This window comes from Comamonas sp. UBA7528 (assembly GCF_002479375.1).
Taxonomy (GTDB): domain Bacteria; phylum Pseudomonadota; class Gammaproteobacteria; order Burkholderiales; family Burkholderiaceae_C; genus Comamonas.
The window spans coordinates 227,220-244,356 of record NZ_DLMU01000008.1 but is presented as its reverse complement, the minus strand read 5'-3'; the positions used below and the strand labels follow the sequence as shown (position 1 = coordinate 244,356).

16 protein-coding genes are annotated in these 17,137 nt (G+C 61.1%); all 16 read right to left on the bottom strand.

Going from position 1 to position 17,137, the window contains the following annotated elements:
* Positions 1 to 42: 42 nt before the first annotated feature.
* Positions 43 to 1,242 carry an ABC transporter substrate-binding protein gene (locus B3349_RS10140; protein WP_291588492.1) on the bottom strand — a complete coding sequence of 400 codons (1,200 nt, stop codon included), beginning with the start codon at positions 1,240 to 1,242 and terminating at the stop codon, positions 43 to 45.
* A 103-nt stretch (positions 1,243 to 1,345) separates the two neighbouring features.
* Positions 1,346 to 2,068, bottom strand: coding sequence for an ABC transporter ATP-binding protein (locus tag B3349_RS10135; RefSeq protein ID WP_218332718.1), 723 nt, complete (start codon positions 2,066 to 2,068; stop codon positions 1,346 to 1,348).
* Positions 2,069 to 2,213: 145 nt separating this feature from the next.
* Complete coding sequence (locus B3349_RS10130; protein WP_291588491.1) at positions 2,214 to 2,984, bottom strand: ABC transporter ATP-binding protein; 771 nt, start codon at positions 2,982 to 2,984, stop codon at positions 2,214 to 2,216.
* 372 nt (positions 2,985 to 3,356) lie between these two features.
* Positions 3,357 to 3,836, bottom strand: coding sequence for a DUF1178 family protein (locus tag B3349_RS10125; protein ID WP_291588490.1), 480 nt, complete (start codon positions 3,834 to 3,836; stop codon positions 3,357 to 3,359).
* A gap of 32 nt (positions 3,837 to 3,868) precedes the next feature.
* A complete protein-coding gene (locus B3349_RS10120; protein ID WP_291588489.1) occupies positions 3,869 to 4,186 on the bottom strand; it encodes a DUF2818 family protein in 318 nt (105 codons plus the stop codon).
* Between the two features lie 17 nt (positions 4,187 to 4,203).
* Entirely contained in the window at positions 4,204 to 5,697 is a 1,494-nt protein-coding gene (gene nuoN / locus B3349_RS10115; RefSeq protein ID WP_291588488.1) for an NADH-quinone oxidoreductase subunit NuoN, read from the bottom strand.
* Between the two features lie 24 nt (positions 5,698 to 5,721).
* Positions 5,722 to 7,197 (bottom strand): NADH-quinone oxidoreductase subunit M, encoded by a 1,476-nt coding sequence (locus B3349_RS10110; protein ID WP_291588487.1) that lies wholly within the window; start codon positions 7,195 to 7,197, stop codon positions 5,722 to 5,724.
* Between the two features lie 12 nt (positions 7,198 to 7,209).
* Positions 7,210 to 9,249: an NADH-quinone oxidoreductase subunit L gene (gene nuoL / locus B3349_RS10105; RefSeq protein WP_291588486.1), complete on the bottom strand. Its 2,040-nt coding sequence runs from the start codon at positions 9,247 to 9,249 to the stop codon at positions 7,210 to 7,212.
* 28 nt (positions 9,250 to 9,277) lie between these two features.
* Positions 9,278 to 9,586, bottom strand: coding sequence for an NADH-quinone oxidoreductase subunit NuoK (gene nuoK / locus B3349_RS10100; protein ID WP_066539304.1), 309 nt, complete (start codon positions 9,584 to 9,586; stop codon positions 9,278 to 9,280).
* Complete coding sequence (locus tag B3349_RS10095) at positions 9,583 to 10,248, bottom strand: NADH-quinone oxidoreductase subunit J (RefSeq protein WP_291588485.1); 666 nt, start codon at positions 10,246 to 10,248, stop codon at positions 9,583 to 9,585. Before B3349_RS10095 ends, nuoK begins: the two co-directional genes overlap by 4 nt.
* A 33-nt stretch (positions 10,249 to 10,281) precedes the next feature.
* On the bottom strand, positions 10,282 to 10,791 hold the full coding sequence (nuoI, locus tag B3349_RS10090; RefSeq protein WP_066539308.1) for an NADH-quinone oxidoreductase subunit NuoI: 510 nt from the start codon (positions 10,789 to 10,791) through the stop codon (positions 10,282 to 10,284).
* Positions 10,792 to 10,806: 15 nt separating this feature from the next.
* Complete coding sequence (gene nuoH, locus B3349_RS10085) at positions 10,807 to 11,883, bottom strand: NADH-quinone oxidoreductase subunit NuoH (protein WP_291588484.1); 1,077 nt, start codon at positions 11,881 to 11,883, stop codon at positions 10,807 to 10,809.
* Positions 11,880 to 13,994, bottom strand: a complete 2,115-nt coding sequence (gene nuoG, locus B3349_RS10080; protein WP_291588483.1) for an NADH-quinone oxidoreductase subunit NuoG — start codon at positions 13,992 to 13,994, stop codon at positions 11,880 to 11,882. The genes nuoH and nuoG overlap by 4 nt, the downstream gene beginning before the upstream one ends.
* Positions 13,995 to 14,009: 15 nt before the next feature.
* Positions 14,010 to 15,386: an NADH-quinone oxidoreductase subunit NuoF gene (gene nuoF, locus B3349_RS10075; protein WP_291588482.1), complete on the bottom strand. Its 1,377-nt coding sequence runs from the start codon at positions 15,384 to 15,386 to the stop codon at positions 14,010 to 14,012.
* Positions 15,383 to 15,874: an NADH-quinone oxidoreductase subunit NuoE gene (nuoE, locus tag B3349_RS10070; protein ID WP_066539315.1), complete on the bottom strand. Its 492-nt coding sequence runs from the start codon at positions 15,872 to 15,874 to the stop codon at positions 15,383 to 15,385. The genes nuoF and nuoE overlap by 4 nt, the downstream gene beginning before the upstream one ends.
* On the bottom strand, positions 15,871 to 17,124 hold the full coding sequence (locus B3349_RS10065; RefSeq protein ID WP_291588481.1) for an NADH-quinone oxidoreductase subunit D: 1,254 nt from the start codon (positions 17,122 to 17,124) through the stop codon (positions 15,871 to 15,873). Before B3349_RS10065 ends, nuoE begins: the two co-directional genes overlap by 4 nt.
* Between the last annotated feature and the right edge of the window lie 13 nt (positions 17,125 to 17,137).

Here is a 17,137-nt window from a genome sequence, read left to right as displayed (position 1 = left end):
CCCGCTGCCGGACCGTCCTTCAGACGGTCCGGCGCGTGGGCCTTACTTCCAGAGAGCGCACTTGCTGTCTGCCTTGGTGGTCCACACCTGGTCGGCCGACAGCTTGGTAACCACCTTGTAGTAGTCCCAGGCTTCCTTGGATTCCTTGGGCGACTTGACCTGCATCAGGTACATGTCGTGGGCATAGCGGCCATCGGGACGAATCACGCCCTGGCCGTAGAAGTCCTTCAGCGGCGTGCTCTTGAGAGTGGCCATGACCTTGTCGGCATCGGTGGTGCCGGACTTTTCCAGGGCCTTCAGGTAGTTGGTGACGGCCGAGTAGTTGGCGGCCTGCACGTCGGTGGGCATGCGCTTGGTCTTGGCCATGAACTTCTTGCCGAAGGCACGGGTTTCGTCGTTCAGGTTCCAGTCCCAGCTGGTGGTCAGCAGCAGGCCTTCGGTGTTCTTCAGGCCCAGGCTGTGGATGTCGGTCAGGAACACCAGCAGACCGGCCATCTTCATGGTCTTGTTGATACCGAACTCGCGCGCCGCCTTGATGGCGTTGACGGTGTCACCGCCGGCGTTGGCCAGACCCAGAATCTGGGCCTTGGAATTCTGGGCCTGCAACAGGAAGCTGGAGAAGTCCGACGCATTCAGCGGATGGCGCACCTGGCCCAGCACCTGGCCGCCCTTGGCCTTGACCACCGCAGCGGTGTCGGCTTCCAGCGAGTGGCCGAAGGCATAGTCCGCCGTCAGGAAGAACCAGCTCTTGCCGCCGTTTTCCACCACGGCTGCGCCCGTGCCCTTGGCCAGGGCCACCGTGTCGTAGGCGTAGTGCACGGTATAGGGGGTGCACTGCTCGTTGGTCAGTGCCGAGGCGCCGGCACCGTTGTTGATGTAGACGCGTTTCTTCTCGTTGGCCACCTTGGCCAGCGCCAGAGCCACGCCGGAATTGGTGCCGCCCAGCAGCATGGTCAGGTTCTGGGTGTCAATCCATTCGCGCGCCTTGGTGGCGGCGATGTCGGGCTTGTGCTGGTGGTCCTGGGTCAGCAGTTCAATGGGCTTGCCCAGCACCTTGCCGCCAAAGTCATCGATCGCCATCTGGATGGCGATGGCACCGTTCTTGCCGTCCACGTCCGCGTAGTTGCTGGACATGTCGGTGATGAAGCCGATCTTCACCTTCTCTTGCGCCTGGGCGTTCACCCCCAGCAGGCCTGCAGCGGCCAGACCCAGAGCGAGGGCTTTCATCGAAAAATTCTGCATGGTATGCGGTCTCCTTGTATTTATGCTGATTTCAGGCTGCTCGGCGCTCTTCACGCGCTTGGCAGCTCTCTTTTTACATAGCCTCTTGCGGTGCAAGAAACACTCATACGCCCAGCAGCTCATTGAGCACGGACATCTTTTCCTGCAGTTGCGCAGATTCGAAACGTTCGACGATGGAGCCATGCTCCATCACATAGAAGCGGTCGGCCAGCGGTGCGGCAAAACGGAAGTTCTGCTCCACCATCACCACCGTGTAGCCCTTGCTGCGCAGCATGGTGATCATGCGGGCCAGCGCCTGCACGATCACGGGCGCCAGGCCTTCCGAGATTTCATCGAGCAGCAGCAGCCGTGCGCCGGTGCGCAGAATGCGGGCCACGGCCAGCATCTGCTGCTCGCCCCCCGACAGGCGCGTGCCCTGGCTGTGGCGGCGCTCGGCGAGGTTGGGGAACATCTCGTAGATTTCCTCCACACTCATGCCTTTTTCGCCGGTTTTCAGCGGCGGCGGCAGCATCAGGTTCTCTTCGCACGACAGACTGGAGAAGATGCCGCGCTCTTCGGGGCAGTAACCCACGCCCAGGTGGGCAATCTTGTGGGTGGGCAGGTGGATGGTTTCCTGGCCGTTGATCTTGATCGAGCCTTTGCGGCTGCCCGTCAGCCCCATCACGGCACGCATGGTGGAGGTGCGGCCCGCGCCGTTGCGGCCCAGCAGCGTCACCACTTCACCCGGCTGGACCACGATGTCCACACCGTGCAGCACATGGGATTCGCCGTACCAGGCTTCCAGGCCGCGGATCTCCAGCGCCGGAGTTGTTGTGTTGTTCGTCATTGCGTATCTCTTCAAAGCACCGCGCACCGGGCGCGGCGTGCAAAACCGGCACGTGCCAGCGGCGTGGCGTCGCGCAAGGCACCTTCTGCCGCACCACGGCAGTCCCCTTGGGGAGTAGGCGCGAAGCGGCGCAGCATGGCAGCCATCAGTGCGCGCCCTGCAATTGGCCGTCGGTGGTGCCCATATAGGCTTCCATCACTTGCGGATTCTTCGAGACTTCCTCATACGGGCCTTCGGCCAGCACCGCACCGCGCTGCAGCACGGTGATGCGGTCGGCGATGGAGGAGATCACCTTCATGTTGTGCTCCACCATCAGGATGGTGCGGCCCGCCGAGACCTTCTTGATCAGTTGGGTGACGCGGTCCACGTCTTCGTGGCCCATGCCCTGGGTGGGCTCATCCAGCAGCATCAACTCGGGCTCCATGGCCAAGGTGGTGGCGATTTCCAGCGCGCGCTTGCGGCCGTAAGGCAGGTTCACCGTCACTTCATCGGCCAGGTCTTCCAGGCCCACTTCGGTGAGCAGTTCCATGGCGCGGGTGTTGAGCTTGTCCAGGGACTTCTCGCTGCGCCAGAAATGGAACTCCGTGCCCAGCTGGCGTTGCAGGCCGATGCGCACGTTCTCCATCAGCGTCAGGTGTGGGAACACCGCCGAAATCTGGAACGAGCGGATCACGCCACGGCGGGCAATCTGCGCCGGCGCTTCGCGGGTGATGTCCACGCCGTTGAACTTGATGGAGCCCGAGGTGGGCACCAGAAACTTGGTCAGCAGGTTGAAACACGTGGTTTTGCCTGCCCCGTTGGGCCCGATCAGGGCATGAATGCTGCCGCGCTGGACGTCCAGATTGACGTTGCTCACGGCAGTGAAACCCTTGAACTCCTTGGTCAGGTTCCGGGTTTCGAGAATGACATCGCTCATCGCTGCAGTCCCACTTCAAGGTTGGGATAGTGCGGCTTGTGGCTTGTCTCCAGGCCGCACCATCCATGTTCTTATGTTGCAGCGCATCCTACGTAGGCCCCTCTGTCACCGCACTGGGGCTAATGCGTAAGACTTACAACCTAAGCACAAACCCTAGACACCCAAAAAATTAAAAATTCACTGCAAATACAATACGTTAGAAAAATTTACAAGCACCAACGGAACTGCATCCTCTGTCGCCCAGTCACAAGTTCGGCAGCTTTTTGTCAGTTAGCACAGCCCGGCGCAGCTTTCCTGCGCGCTGCGGGCATAAAAAACGCTCCACCAAGGGAGCGTTTTGCACAGTGGAACCCGCAATGCGGACTGCAGGCCCTATTGCAAGGTCTCTTTGGACGTATCCGGCACGGCCAGCGGCAGCACGCCGATGCCCTCTTCCAGCAGTTCCAGGGCTTCGCGGGGTGTGGCCTGGCCGCGGATGCCGCGCTCCTCCACCTCGCCCCGGTGGATGCGCCGCGCCTCATCGGCGAATTGGGCACCGACATCCTCGGTCTGCTGCACGATACGGCGGCTCATCTGCAGCCAGGCCGCCTGCACGGCCCGCAGGCGGTCTTCCGGGACAAGAGGGATGGATGACGCCGCAGCAGCCGGCGCTGCCGGTGCGCCTGGCGCGCTGGAGGCGGTCGCTGCGCCCAGATTCAGGCGCGGTGCACTGAGGCCTTTGTGGATGCGGACACTGCTGCACACGGGGCAGGCAATCAGATCCCGGGCCAGCTGGCTTTGGAAATCGTCTTCCGAGCCGAACCAGCCTTCGAACAGATGGCCTTGCTCGCAACGCAGATCCAGGACCTTCATATCGCCCTCCTCCTCAGCACACGCAGGCCGGCTCAGGCCAGGGTGCGGCGGCGTTGTCCCAGATAGCGGTAGACAAAGCCAGGAAACGCCAGCGTCAGGAACAACGCGCCGGTCACGGCATAGAACTCCCAGCCCTGCGGATAGATCTGGCCGGCACGCTTTTCCAGCGCCAGTGCCAAGCCTCCGACCAGCAGGTACAGCAGGAACAGTTCCAGCAGTCGCCCCCAGAAGGGCTTGGCGTGGCCGCGGGCCACGGGGCCGGCCAACAGCCAGCGTTCATTCAGAAAAGGCAAATTGGCTGCCACAAGGGCAGCCAATATCACAAGCCAGATAGAAGCAGTTTGGGTCACGCTTCTATTTTAAAGCCTCATGACGCCAGGGCGCGCACTATCGCATCGGCGCACAGGGACATCAGCGCGCTGGGGAAGATGCCCAGCAGCAGCACCAGGGCGCCATTGACGGTCAGCACGGCACGCACATCGAACGGAGCGGACACGCTGGTTGCAGTCAGCGGCTTGTCGAAGTACATGACCTTGACCACGCGCAGGTAGTAGAAAGCACCGATCAGCGACATCACCACCGCGTACACGGCCAGACCGATGTACAGCGCCTGGCCGGAGGCCACCAGAGCCTGCAGCACGGCCAGCTTGGCGTAGAAGCCCACCAGCGGAGGAATACCGGCCATGGAGAACAGGCAGGCGGCCATCACGCCGGCATACAGCGGGCTGCGCTGGTTCAGGCCAGCCAGGTCGGAGATTTCTTCGCTTTCGAAGCCTTCACGCGACAGCAGCAGGATCACGCCGAACGCAGCCAGGGTGGTCAGCACATAGGTCACCACATAGAACATGGCAGAGCTGTATGCGCTTTCCACGTTGGCTGGGTTCACGTTGCCGTTGACGACGCCGGACAGCAGGCCCAGCAGCACAAAACCCATTTGCGCGATGGTCGAGTACGCCAGCATGCGCTTGAGGTTGGTCTGCATGATGGCAGCCAGGTTACCCACCAGCAGCGAAGCAATCGCCAGCACGGCCAGCATCTGCTGCCAGTCGATGGCCAGCGGCAGCAGGCCGTCCACCAGCAGGCGCATTACCATGGCGAAAGCGGCCAGCTTGGGCGCGCCACCGATCATGGCGGTGATGGCCGTCGGTGCGCCTTGGTACACGTCAGGCACCCACATGTGGAAAGGCACGGCACCCAGCTTGAAGGCCAGGCCAGCCACGATGAACACCAGACCGAAGACCAGCACCTGGTGCTTGATCTGGCCGGAGTTGATGGCCTTGAAGACTTCACCGATGTCCAGCGAACCGGTGGCACCGTAGAGCATGGACATGCCATACAGCAGGAAACCGGAAGCCATGGCACCCAGCACGAAGTACTTCATGGCCGCTTCGGTGGACGTAGCATGGTCGCGGCGCAGCGCCACCAGCGCGTAGCTGGAGAGCGTCAGACATTCCAGGCCGAGGTAAATCAGCAGGAAGTTGTTGCCGGAAATCATGATGAACATGCCCAGCAGCGCGAACATGGACAGCGTGAAGAACTCGCCGCCTTGCAGCATGCCGCGGTCGCCCGCGTAGGGACGGCCGTAGACCAGGGTCACCATCATGGCGACGGTGGCAAAGCACTTGAGCCAGTTACCCATGGCGTCGGAGACAACCATGTTGCCCCAGCCGTAGAAAGTATTGCCGCTGGAGGCATACATGGCCTGCATGACGGCGACCACGGCCAGCGTCAGCAAGGTCAGCACATAGGTCGCTGTGCGGCGTGGGCTTTTGACACCCAGATCTACCAGGGCGATCACGCATCCCATGACTAGGAGCACGATCTCGGGGTAGATCGAAAGCCAGCTGATGTTGTCAATCATCTCGAATCTCTCAGTTCTGTCCTGTCAGGGGAGCTTGCTCTGTGCCACATGTTGCAGCAGCTGCGCCACCGACACATCCATCACGTCCGTGAAGGGCTTGGGATAGATACCCATGTACAGCACGGCAACGGCCAGCACCCCCAGCACCAGGAATTCGCGGCAGTTGATGTCCTGCAGCTCCTTCACATGGTCGTTGGCCACAGGGCCCAGGTAGACGCGCTTGTACATCCACAGGGTGTAGGCAGCACCAAACATCAGTGCAGTGGCAGCGCCCATGCCCACCCAGAAGTTGAACTTCACGGCAGCCAGGATCACCATCCACTCACCCACGAAACCGGCCGTGGCAGGCAGGCCGCAGTTGGCCATGGCAAACAGCAGGGCAAACGCAGCGAACTTGGGCATGGTGTTGACCACGCCACCGTACGAGGCGATTTCACGGGAGTGCACGCGGTCGTACAGCACGCCGATGCACAGGAACATCGCGCCCGACACAAAGCCGTGGGCAATCATCTGCACGATACCGCCGGCCACGCCCAGGTCGTTGAAGATGAAGAAGCCCAGGGTCACGAAGCCCATGTGGGCCACGGACGAATACGCCACCAACTTCTTCATGTCCTTCTGGACCAGGGCCACCATGCCCACATAGATCACGGCGACCAACGACAGCGTGATCATCAGCCAGGCCCATTCACGGGCAGCATCCGGAGCAATGGGCAGCGAAAAGCGCAGGAAGCCATAGGCACCCAGCTTCAGCATGATGGCAGCCAGCACGGCGGAACCGCCGGTAGGCGCTTCCACGTGCACGTCCGGCAGCCAGGTGTGCACCGGCCACATCGGCACCTTCACGGCAAACGCAGCGAAGAAGGCAAAGAAGATCAGTGTCTGGGCCGTGCCGCCCAGCGGCAGCTGGTGCCAGGTCTGGATGTCAAAGCTGCCACCCGACTTGTTGTACAGGTAGATCAGCGCCACCAGGGTGAGCAGCGAGCCCATCAAGGTGTACAGGAAGAACTTGAACGCAGCGTAGATCTTGTTCGGACCACCCCAGATACCGATGATCAGGTACATCGGAATCAGCGTGGCTTCGAAGAACACGTAGAACAGCAGGCCGTCCAGTGCGCAGAACACACCGACCATCAGACCCGACAGGATCAGAAACGCGCCCATGTACTGGTTCACGCGCTCGGTGATGTTCTCCCAGGAAGCGATCACCACGATCACCGTGATGAAGGCCGTCAGCGGCACGAACCAGAACGACAGGCCATCCAGGCCCAGGTGGTAGTGGATATTGAAACGTTCAATCCACAGCGACTTTTCCACGAACTGCATATTGGCAGTCGACGTGTCAAAGCCGGACAGCAGCGGCAAGGTCACCAGCAGGCCGGCGATGGCCCCGATCAGGGCCAGCCAGCGCACGGCACGGACCTGGCTTTCACGCCCCAGTGCCAGCAGCACGACACCAAAAAGAATCGGTGTCCAAATGGCAAGACTCAACAATCCCATTTTTCTACTTCCTTACTTGTTGAGCCACACGAAATAAGTCATGAGCAGGAAGATGCCCAGGATCATGACCAATGCATAGTGGTAGATATAGCCCGACTGGAACCAGCGGACCACCGAAGCGATCTTGCCCACTAGCTTCCAGGAACCGTTGACGACAACACCGTCGATCAAGGTTTGGTCACCCACCTTCCACAAACCGGTACCCAGGCAACGCGAGCCGCGTGCAAAGATGTTTTCGTAGACCCAGTCCACACCGTATTTGCCTTCCAGCGCCTGGTACAGGCCGATCTTTTGCGAGAACGACTTGATGGCCGTGGGGATGGCAGGCATGACCATGTAGAACACATAGGACACCACCACACCTGCCAGGGCCAGCCAGAAAGGCGCGGTCTGGAAGCCGTGCAGTGCCATGGGCAGCCAGCCGTGAATGTCCGCAGCCAGTTCGGCCATGGCGTGGTGCTTGGTGCCGTCGACGTAGATCACGCCCTTGAAGAAGTCACCAAACAGCATCGGCATCAGTGCCATGGCACCGATCACCACCGACGGGATGGCCAGCAGGACCAGAGGGCCGGTCACCACCCATGGCGACTCGTGCGGCTTGGCATCGTGGCCATGGCCGTGGTGGTCGTCGTGGGCACGGTGGTCGTCATGGTGTGCATCGGGGTTCTGGTCGTAGCGCTCCTTGCCGTGAAACACGATGAAGTACAGACGGAACGAATAGAAAGCCGTGATGAACACGCCCGCCAGCACCGCAAAGGTGGCGAAGCCAGCCGCGGGCAGGTGCGAAGCGTGTACCGCTTCGATGATGGCGTCCTTGGAGTAGAAACCCGAGAAGAACGGTGTACCGATCAGTGCCAGGTTACCCAGCAGGAAGGTGATCCAGGTGATGGGCATGTACTTGCGCACGCCGCCCATCCAGCGGATGTCCTGGTTGTGGTGCATGCCCATGATGACGGAGCCGGCACCCAGGAACAGCAGCGCCTTGAAGAACGCGTGCGTCATCAGGTGGAACGTGGCCACCGAGTAGGCCGACACGCCCAGGGCAATGGTCATGTAACCCAGCTGCGACAGCGTGGAATACGCAATCACGCGCTTGATGTCGTTCTGGATGATGCCCAGGATACCCATGAACAGGGCTGTGATGGAGCCGATCACCAGGATGAAGTTCAGCGCGGTGTCCGACAGCTCATACAACGGCGACATGCGCGAGACCATGAAGATACCGGCGGTCACCATGGTGGCAGCGTGGATCAGCGCGGAGATGGGGGTGGGACCTTCCATCGAATCCGGCAGCCAGGCATGCAGCGGGAACTGGGCCGACTTGCCCATCGCACCGATGAACAGGCAGATGGCCGTCACAGTCACCAGCAGCCAGGCCGTACCGGGCAGCAGCGTGTTCTGGATCTCGGGCAGCTTGGCGAAGATTTCCGAGTAGTTGAACGTGCCGGTGTAGGCAGCGATCAGGCCGATGCCCAGGATGAAACCGAAGTCACCAACGCGGTTGACCAGGAAGGCCTTCATGTTCGCAAAGATGGCCGATTCCTTCTTGAAGTAGAAACCGATCAGCAGATACGACACCAGACCCACCGCTTCCCAGCCGAAGAACAGCTGCAGCAGGTTGTTGCTCATCACGAGCATCAACATGGAGAAGGTGAACAGCGAGATGTAGGAGAAGAAACGGTTGTAGCCGTCGTCTTCTTCCATGTAGCCCATGGTGTAGATGTGCACCATCAGCGACACAAAGGTCACCACGCACATCATCATGGCCGTCAGGCTGTCGATCAGGAAGCCGATCTCCATCTTCAGGCTGCCCACCGTCATCCATTCGTAAATGGTCTGGTTGAAGGTGGCGCCGTCGAAAACGACCGACTGGAACGTCATCGCGGAAATCACGAATGCCACCAGCACACCCAAGATGGTGAGCGAACGGCTGGCACCGCGTCCGAACTTGTTGCCGCCAAAGGCTGTACCAAAGATACCGGCCAATGCGGAGCCCGCCAGCGGTGCCAAAGGCACCGCCAGGAGCATGGATGCAGAGAGGGTTTGACTCATTCTTCTGGACCTTGCTAAGACCGGCGACTCAACCCTTCAGGGTGTTGAGATCTTCCGCATTGATGCTGGACTTGTTGCGGAACAGCAGCACCAGGATGGCGAGGCCGATGGCCGATTCGGCTGCAGCCACAGTCAGGATGAAGAACACGAACACTTGGCCGTGCATGTCACCCAGATAGTGGGAGAAGGCCACGAAGTTCATGTTCACCGACAGCAGCATCAGCTCGATGGCCATCAGCAGCACGATCAGGTTCTTGCGGTTCAGAAAGATCCCGACAACCGACAGCGCGAACAGCATCGCGCCCAAGGTCAGGAAATGTCCCAGTGTGAGCGTCATGCCTTCTTCTCCTCCACAACGGTTTCCTCCACAGGAGCCACAGGCGCCTGGGTGCTGGGCATCTTCACCATGGACAGACGGTCCTGGGCACGCACTCGCACTTGGTCGGAAACGCTGATTGCCTTGTTGTCTTTGCGTTTGCGCAGCGTCAGTGCAATGGCCGTGATCATGGCCACCAGCAGGATGACTGCCGCAATTTCAATCGGGTACAGGTACTCGGTGTACAGCAGCTTGCCCAGCGCCTGGGTGTTGGAATAGGGAATGACCTGACCGGCAGCATTCACCAGATCGGCCACCGGCTTGGGCTCATCCACGCCGCTGAAGCCACCAATCACCACCAGTGCCATCTCGAAAGTGATGACCGCGCCGATCACAGCGGCCAGCGGAAAATGCCGCCAGAAGCCACGTCGTACGTCGTCGATGCGGATGTCCAGCATCATCACCACAAACAGGAACAGCACCAGCACCGCGCCCAGGTACACCAGCACCAGCGCGATAGCCAGGAATTCAGCCTTCAGCAGCAGCCAGATGGCGGAAGCCTGCGAGAAAGCCAGAATCAGATTGAGTACGGCGTGCACGGGATTGCGCGCCGTAACCACTCGGAAGGCTGCAAACAGCAGCACTGCCGAGAAGAGATAGAAAAAACCAGTCTTGGCGTCCATGGATCGAATCTTCTTGGTTGATCAGGAGCCGCTTCAGCGGTACTTGGCATCGGCTGCCTTGGCAGCAGCGATGTCGGCTTCATAGCGGTCACCCACGGCCAGCAACATGTCCTTGGTGAAGTACAGGTCGCCACGCTTTTCGCCGTGGTATTCAAAGATCTGCGTTTCGACGATCGAGTCGACCGGGCAGCTCTCTTCGCAGAAACCGCAGAAGATGCACTTGGTCAGATCGATGTCGTAACGCGTGGTGCGACGCGAACCATCGTCACGCACATCCGATTCGATGGTGATGGCCATGGCCGGGCACACGGCTTCGCACAGCTTGCAGGCAATGCAGCGCTCTTCGCCGTTTTCATAACGGCGCAGGGCGTGCAGGCCACGGAAGCGCGGCGACAGCGGCGTCTTTTCCTCGGGGAACTGAATGGTCACGCGGCGCGAAAATGCGTAGCGGCCCGTCAGAACCATGCCCTTGGCCAGCTCCCAGAGCATGAAGCTCTTGAGGAAGTCCTTCAAGGAGAATGGGGTTGCAGCAACAGCAGACATTGTTCGTATCCCGCCTTAATTCCAGATGTTCCACGGCGAGTGCAGCCAAGCACCCACAAGCACCAGCCACACCAGGGTGACAGGGATAAAGATCTTCCAGCCCAGACGCATGATCTGGTCATAACGGAAGCGCGGGAACGTTGCACGGATCCAGATGAAGCACGACACCACCAGGAACGTCTTGATCGCCAGCCAAATCCAGCCGGGGATGAAGCCCAGGAAGTCGAACGGAGGCAGCCATCCGCCCAGGAACATGATCACGGCCAGGATGGACACCAGCCACATGCTGGCGTATTCCGCCAGGAAGAAGATGGCAAAGCCCATGCCCGAGTACTCGACCATGTGGCCGGCCACGATTTCCGACTCGCCTTCCACCACGTCGAAGGGGTGGCGGTTGGTCTCGGCCACGACCGAGATCAGGTAGACGATGAAGATGGGCAGCAGCGGCAGCCAGTTCCACGACAGGATGCTCACACCCATGCTCGCAAAGTGGCCCTGGCCCTGGCCCAGCACGATCTGCGTCAGGTTCATGCTGCCGCTGACCATGATGACCACCAGGAAGCAGAAGCCCATGGCGATTTCATAGCTCACCATCTGTGCCGAAGCACGCAGCGCGCCCAGGAAGGCGTACTTGGAGTTGGAAGCCCAGCCCGCAATGATCACGCCATACACTTCGATCGAGGTGATGGCCATGACCAGCAGCAGACCTGCATTCACATTGGCCAGCGCCACTTCAGGGGCAAAGGGGATTGCCACCCATGCGGCCAGGGCCGGCATGATGGCCATCACCGGGCCGACATAGAACAGACCCTTGGCGGCAGCCGAGGGGAAGATCAGTTCCTTGGTCAGCAGCTTCAGGCCGTCGGCCATCGGCTGCAGCAGACCCCAGGGACCCACGCGGTTGGGACCAGGACGCACCTGGATCCAGCCCAGGAACTTGCGCTCCCACAGCGTCAGGTAGGCGACGGCAATCATCAGCGGTGCCACGATGGCGATGATGCCCAGCAGAACCCAGATCACCGGCCAGGCCACGTCGGTCCACCAGGAAGCGGCGATCAGGCCAGCGCCTGCATTCTTGAGTGCGTCAATCATGCGGCACCTCCCTCACGTGCCTGGCGCGCATCGGCTGTCAATTGCAGCGACGTCGCACGGCGGACAATGCTGTCCAGTTGGTAAATACTGGCCACCACCGGTTCGGCCACAGCACCTTGCACCACGGCCGCAGCAGCGGCTGTGCGGTTGTTCAGCTCGGCGCCCAGCTGGCTCACGCCACCGGCGGCTGCCGCCAGCACATCCTGCGAGGATTCGAACGCCATGCCCTGCACGCCCAGCAGATTGCCCAGCACGCGCAGCACCTTCCAGCCCGGACGGGTTTCGCCCAGTGGCTTGACCACGGCGTGGAAGCTCTGCACACGGCCTTCGGCATTGACGAAGCTGCCCGAGGTTTCGGTGAAGGGTGCAATCGGCAGCAGCACATCGCTGACATCCAGATTGGTCTTGAAAGGGCTCAAGGTCACCACCATCTCTGCCTTGGACAGGCCTTCGACGGCCTTGGCACCGGCAGCCGTGTCGAACACGGGCTCGTTGTTCAGCAGAATCACGGCCTTGGCCTGGCCGGCCGTGATCTGGGCCGCGTCCAGGCCCTGGGCCTGCGGCTGGGCCTTGACCCATTGCGCGCCCACGGTGTTGGCAGCTTCGGTCAGGTACCCCACGTGGGCACCGGTCTGCTCGCCAATCCACTGCGCCAGAGCCAGCAGGCTTTCGGCCTGTGCATGGTGCGCAGCCGCGTTGCCCAGCAGGATGGCCTTGCGCTCGCCCGACAGCAGTGCGCCCGCAATGGCGGCCGCTTCAGCATTGTCAGAGCCTTGCACGGGAGATGCCACGCCCTTGGCCTGGGCCACGGCGGCAGCCACATCGGCCAGCGCCTGCGCCCAGTCGGCAGCAGCCACCACCGAGGCGGACACGGGCAGTGCCCAGTCGTACACCTTGCCATTGATGGCAAACACCTGGCAGCCCTTCTTGGCGGCCTGGCGGATGCGCTGTGCAAACAGCGGATGGTCCTTGCGCAGGTTGGAACCCACGACCAGCACAGCCTGCAGCTCGTTCATGGCGGCAATGGGCATGCCCAGCCAGCGCACGCCTTGTGCGGCGGCAAATTCGGCATGGCGCAGACGCCAGTCGATGCTGTCGCTGCCCACACCGCGCACCAGCGCGGCAGCCAGGTACAGCTCTTCCAGCGTGCTGTGCGGGCTGGCCAAAGCGGCCACGCTGTTGGCGCCGTGGTCGTTCTTGATGGTACGCAGACCATTGGCCACGTATTCCAGCGCGGTCTGCCAGTCGACTTCCTTCCACTCGCCGCCCTGCTTGAGCATGGGGCGGGTCAGGCGGTCTGCCCCGTTGAGCGCTTCATAGGAGAAACGGTCACGGTCGGCAATCCAGCATTCGTTGACGGCTTCGTTCTCGAACGGAACCACGCGCATTACCTTGTGGTTCTTGACCTGAACGATCAGGTTGGCACCGGTGGAGTCGTGTGGCGACACCGACTTGCGGCGCGACAGTTCCCAGGTACGGGCGCTGTAGCGGAAAGGCTTGCTGGTCAGCGCGCCCACGGGGCAGATGTCGATCATGTTGCCCGACAGCTCCGAGTCCACGGTATCGCCCACCACGGTGGTGATTTCAGAGTGCTCGCCGCGGTGGATCATGCCCAGCTCCATGATGCCGGAGATCTCTTGGCCAAAGCGCACGCAGCGGGTGCAGTGGATGCAGCGGCTCATTTCCTCCATGGAAATCAGCGGACCCACATCCTTGTGAAACACCACGCGCTTTTCTTCTTCGTAGCGCGAGCTGCTGCTGCCATAGCCCACGGCCAGATCCTGCAGCTGGCATTCACCGCCTTGGTCGCAGATCGGGCAATCCAGGGGGTGATTGATGAGCAGGAACTCCATCACCGACTGCTGGGCCTTGATGGCCTTTTCGCTCTTCGTGCGCACGATCATGCCTTGCGTCACCGGGGTGGCGCAGGCGGGCATGGGCTTGGGCGCTTTTTCCACGTCCACCAGGCACATGCGGCAGTTCGCCGCAATGGACAACTTCTTGTGGTAGCAGAAATGTGGAATGTAGGTACCGGCCTTCTCGGCTGCATGCATCACCATGCAGCCTTCAGCCACCTCCACCTTCTTACCGTCCAGTTCAATTTCAACCATATGCTTGTCTCGCGATCAGGCGGCCTTGGCAGCCTGTTTGGAAGCGTTCTGGATCTTCGCTTCGAACTCGTGGCGGAAGTGCTTGATCATGGCGCGCACCGGCATGGCCGCTGCATCGCCCAGGGCGCAGATGGTGCGGCCCATGATGTTCACGGACACAGAGTCCAGCAACTCGATGTCTTCCGGACGGCCTTCACCGTGCTGGATACGGTTCACCACGCGCCACAGCCAGCCCGTGCCTTCGCGGCAGGGCGTGCACTGGCCACAGGACTCGTGCGAATAGAAGTACGACAGGCGCAGCAGGCTCTCGACCATGTCACGCGAATCGTCCATCACGATCACGGCACCCGAACCCAGCATGGAACCCGCCTTGGAGATGGAGTCATAGTCCATCGTGCATTCCATGATGACGTCGGCCGGCAGCACCGGGGAGGACGAACCGCCGGGGATCACCGCCTTGAGCTTGCGACCGGTGCGCACACCGCCCGCCAGTTCCAGCAGCTTGCTGAAAGGCGTGCCCATTGGCACTTCGTAGTTGCCGGGCAGGTTCACGTCACCGCTGACCGAGAAGATCTTGGTGCCGCCGTTGTTGGGCTTGCCGCATTCGAGGTAGGCCTGACCGCCATTGCGGATGATCCAGGGCACCGCCGCGAAGGTTTCGGTGTTGTTGATGGTCGTGGGCTTGCCGTACAGGCCGAAGCTGGCCGGGAATGGCGGCTTGAAGCGGGGTTGCCCCTTCTTGCCTTCCAGCGATTCCAGCAGCGCGGTTTCTTCGCCGCAGATGTAGGCGCCAAAACCATGGTGGGCGTGCAGCTGGAAGCTGAAGCTGCTGCCCAGGATGTTGTTGCCCAGGAAGCCGGCGGCACGGGCTTCTTCCAGAGCGGCTTCGAAGCGTTCGTAGACTTCGAAGATTTCGCCGTGGATGTAGTTGTAGCCAACCGAGATGCCCATCGCGTAGGCGGCAATGATCATGCCTTCGATCACGATGTGCGGGTTGTGCATCAGGATCTCGCGGTCCTTGCACGTACCGGGCTCACCCTCGTCCGAGTTGCACACCAGGTGCTTCTGGCCGGGGAACTGGCGGGGCATGAAGCTCCACTTCAGACCCGTGGGGAAGCCTGCACCGCCACGGCCACGCAGACCGGATTCCTTCATGGTGGCGATGACCTGGTCCTGTGTCAGACCTTCGCCGCCATCCTTGCCCAGCAGCTTGCGCAGGGCCTGATAGCCACCGCGTGCTTCGTAGTCCTTGATGGACCAGTTGCTGCCGTCCAGATCCGCATAGATCTGCGGATTGATGTGGCGGCCATGGAAACAGGTCTCGTTGCCGGACGAAGCGAACTTGGCCAGCACCGCGTTGGCGGCGGGATTGTTCAGGATGGTGGAGCTCATGCCTTGCCCTCCGCAGCGCGCAGGCCGTCCACCAGCTCATCGAGCTTTTCATTGCTCATGAAGCTGCACATGCAACGGTCGTTGACCAGCATCACGGGCGAATCGGCGCAGGCGCCCAGGCACTCGGACTGCTGCAGCGTGAACATGCCGTCGGCCGTGGTCTCGCCCATCTTGATGCCCAGCTTGTGCTCCAGGTGGTGCAAAGCCTTGTAGCCGTCGCGCAGCTGGCATGGCAGGTTGGTGCACACATTCAGCTTGTACTTGCCCACCGGCTGCTGGTTGTACATGTTGTAGAACGTCGTGACCTCATGCACGGCAATGGCCGGCATGCCCAGGTAGTCACCGATTTCAGCTTCGCTCTCAGGGCTGACCCAGCCCTGCTCCTGCTGAACGATGGTCAAGCAGGCCATCACGGCAGACTGCTTCTGCTCGGGCGGGTACTTGGCCACCTCGCGCGCAAAACGCGCCTTAGTCGCTTCAGTAATCATCGGTCAATCTCTCCGAACACGATATCCATGGTGCCGATGACCGCCACCACGTCGGACAGCATGTGTCCGCGAATCACCTCGTCCATCATGGACAGGTGGGCAAAGCCCGGGGCACGAATCTTCAGACGATAGGGCTTGTTGGCGCCATCGCTCACCATGTAAATACCAAACTCACCCTTGGGGTGCTCAACGGCGGCATACGCTTCGCCTTCGGGCACCTTGAAGCCTTCGGTGAAGAGCTTGAAGTGGTGGATCAGCTCTTCCATGTTGGACTTCATGGCTTCGCGGGCAGGCGGGGCCACCTTGTGGTTCTCGGTGATCACCGGACCGGGGTTGGCACGCAGCCACTTCACGCACTGCTGGATCAGGCTGTTGGACTGGCGCATTTCGGCCACGCGCACCAGATAGCGGTCGTAGCAGTCGCCGGTCTTGCCCACGGGGATGTCGAAGTCCAGCTCCGAATACACCTCATAGGGCTGCTTCTTGCGCAGATCCCAGGCAATGCCCGAACCACGCAGCATCGGGCCGGTGAAGCCCATGTTCAGCGCGCGCTCGGCAGTCACCACGCCGATGCCGACCATGCGCTGCTTCCAGATACGGTTGTCCGTCAGCAGGGTTTCGTATTCATCCACGCACTTGGGGAAGCGGTTGGTGAAGTCTTCGATGAAGTCCAGCAGCGAACCCTGGCGGTTCTTGTTCAGCTCCGCAATGCCCTTGGCATTGCGCACCTTGCTGGCCTTGAACTGGGGCATGGTGTCCGGCAGGTCACGGTAGACGCCGCCCGGACGGAAGTAGGCTGCATGCATGCGCGCGCCGGACACGGCCTCATACATGTCGAACAGGTCTTCACGTTCGCGGAAGGTGTACATCAGCACCGTGGAAGCGCCGCAGTCCATGCCGTTCGAGCCCAGCCACATCAGGTGGTTCAGCAGGCGCGTGATTTCGGAGAACAGCACACGGATGTACTGCGCACGCTTGGGCACGTCGATGCCCATCAGCTTTTCAATCGCCAGGCAGTAGGCGTGCTCGTTGCACATCATGGACACATAGTCCAGGCGGTCCATATAGGGCAGCGACTGGATAAAGGTCTTGTGCTCGGCGAGCTTTTCGGTCCCGCGGTGCAGCAGGCCCACGTGCGGGTCGGCACGTTGCACCACTTCACCGTCCAGCTCTAGCACCAGACGCAGCACACCGTGCGCTGCCGGGTGCTGCGGACCAAAGTTCAGGGAATAGTTCTTGATTTCAGCCATGGTCTTCCGTCAG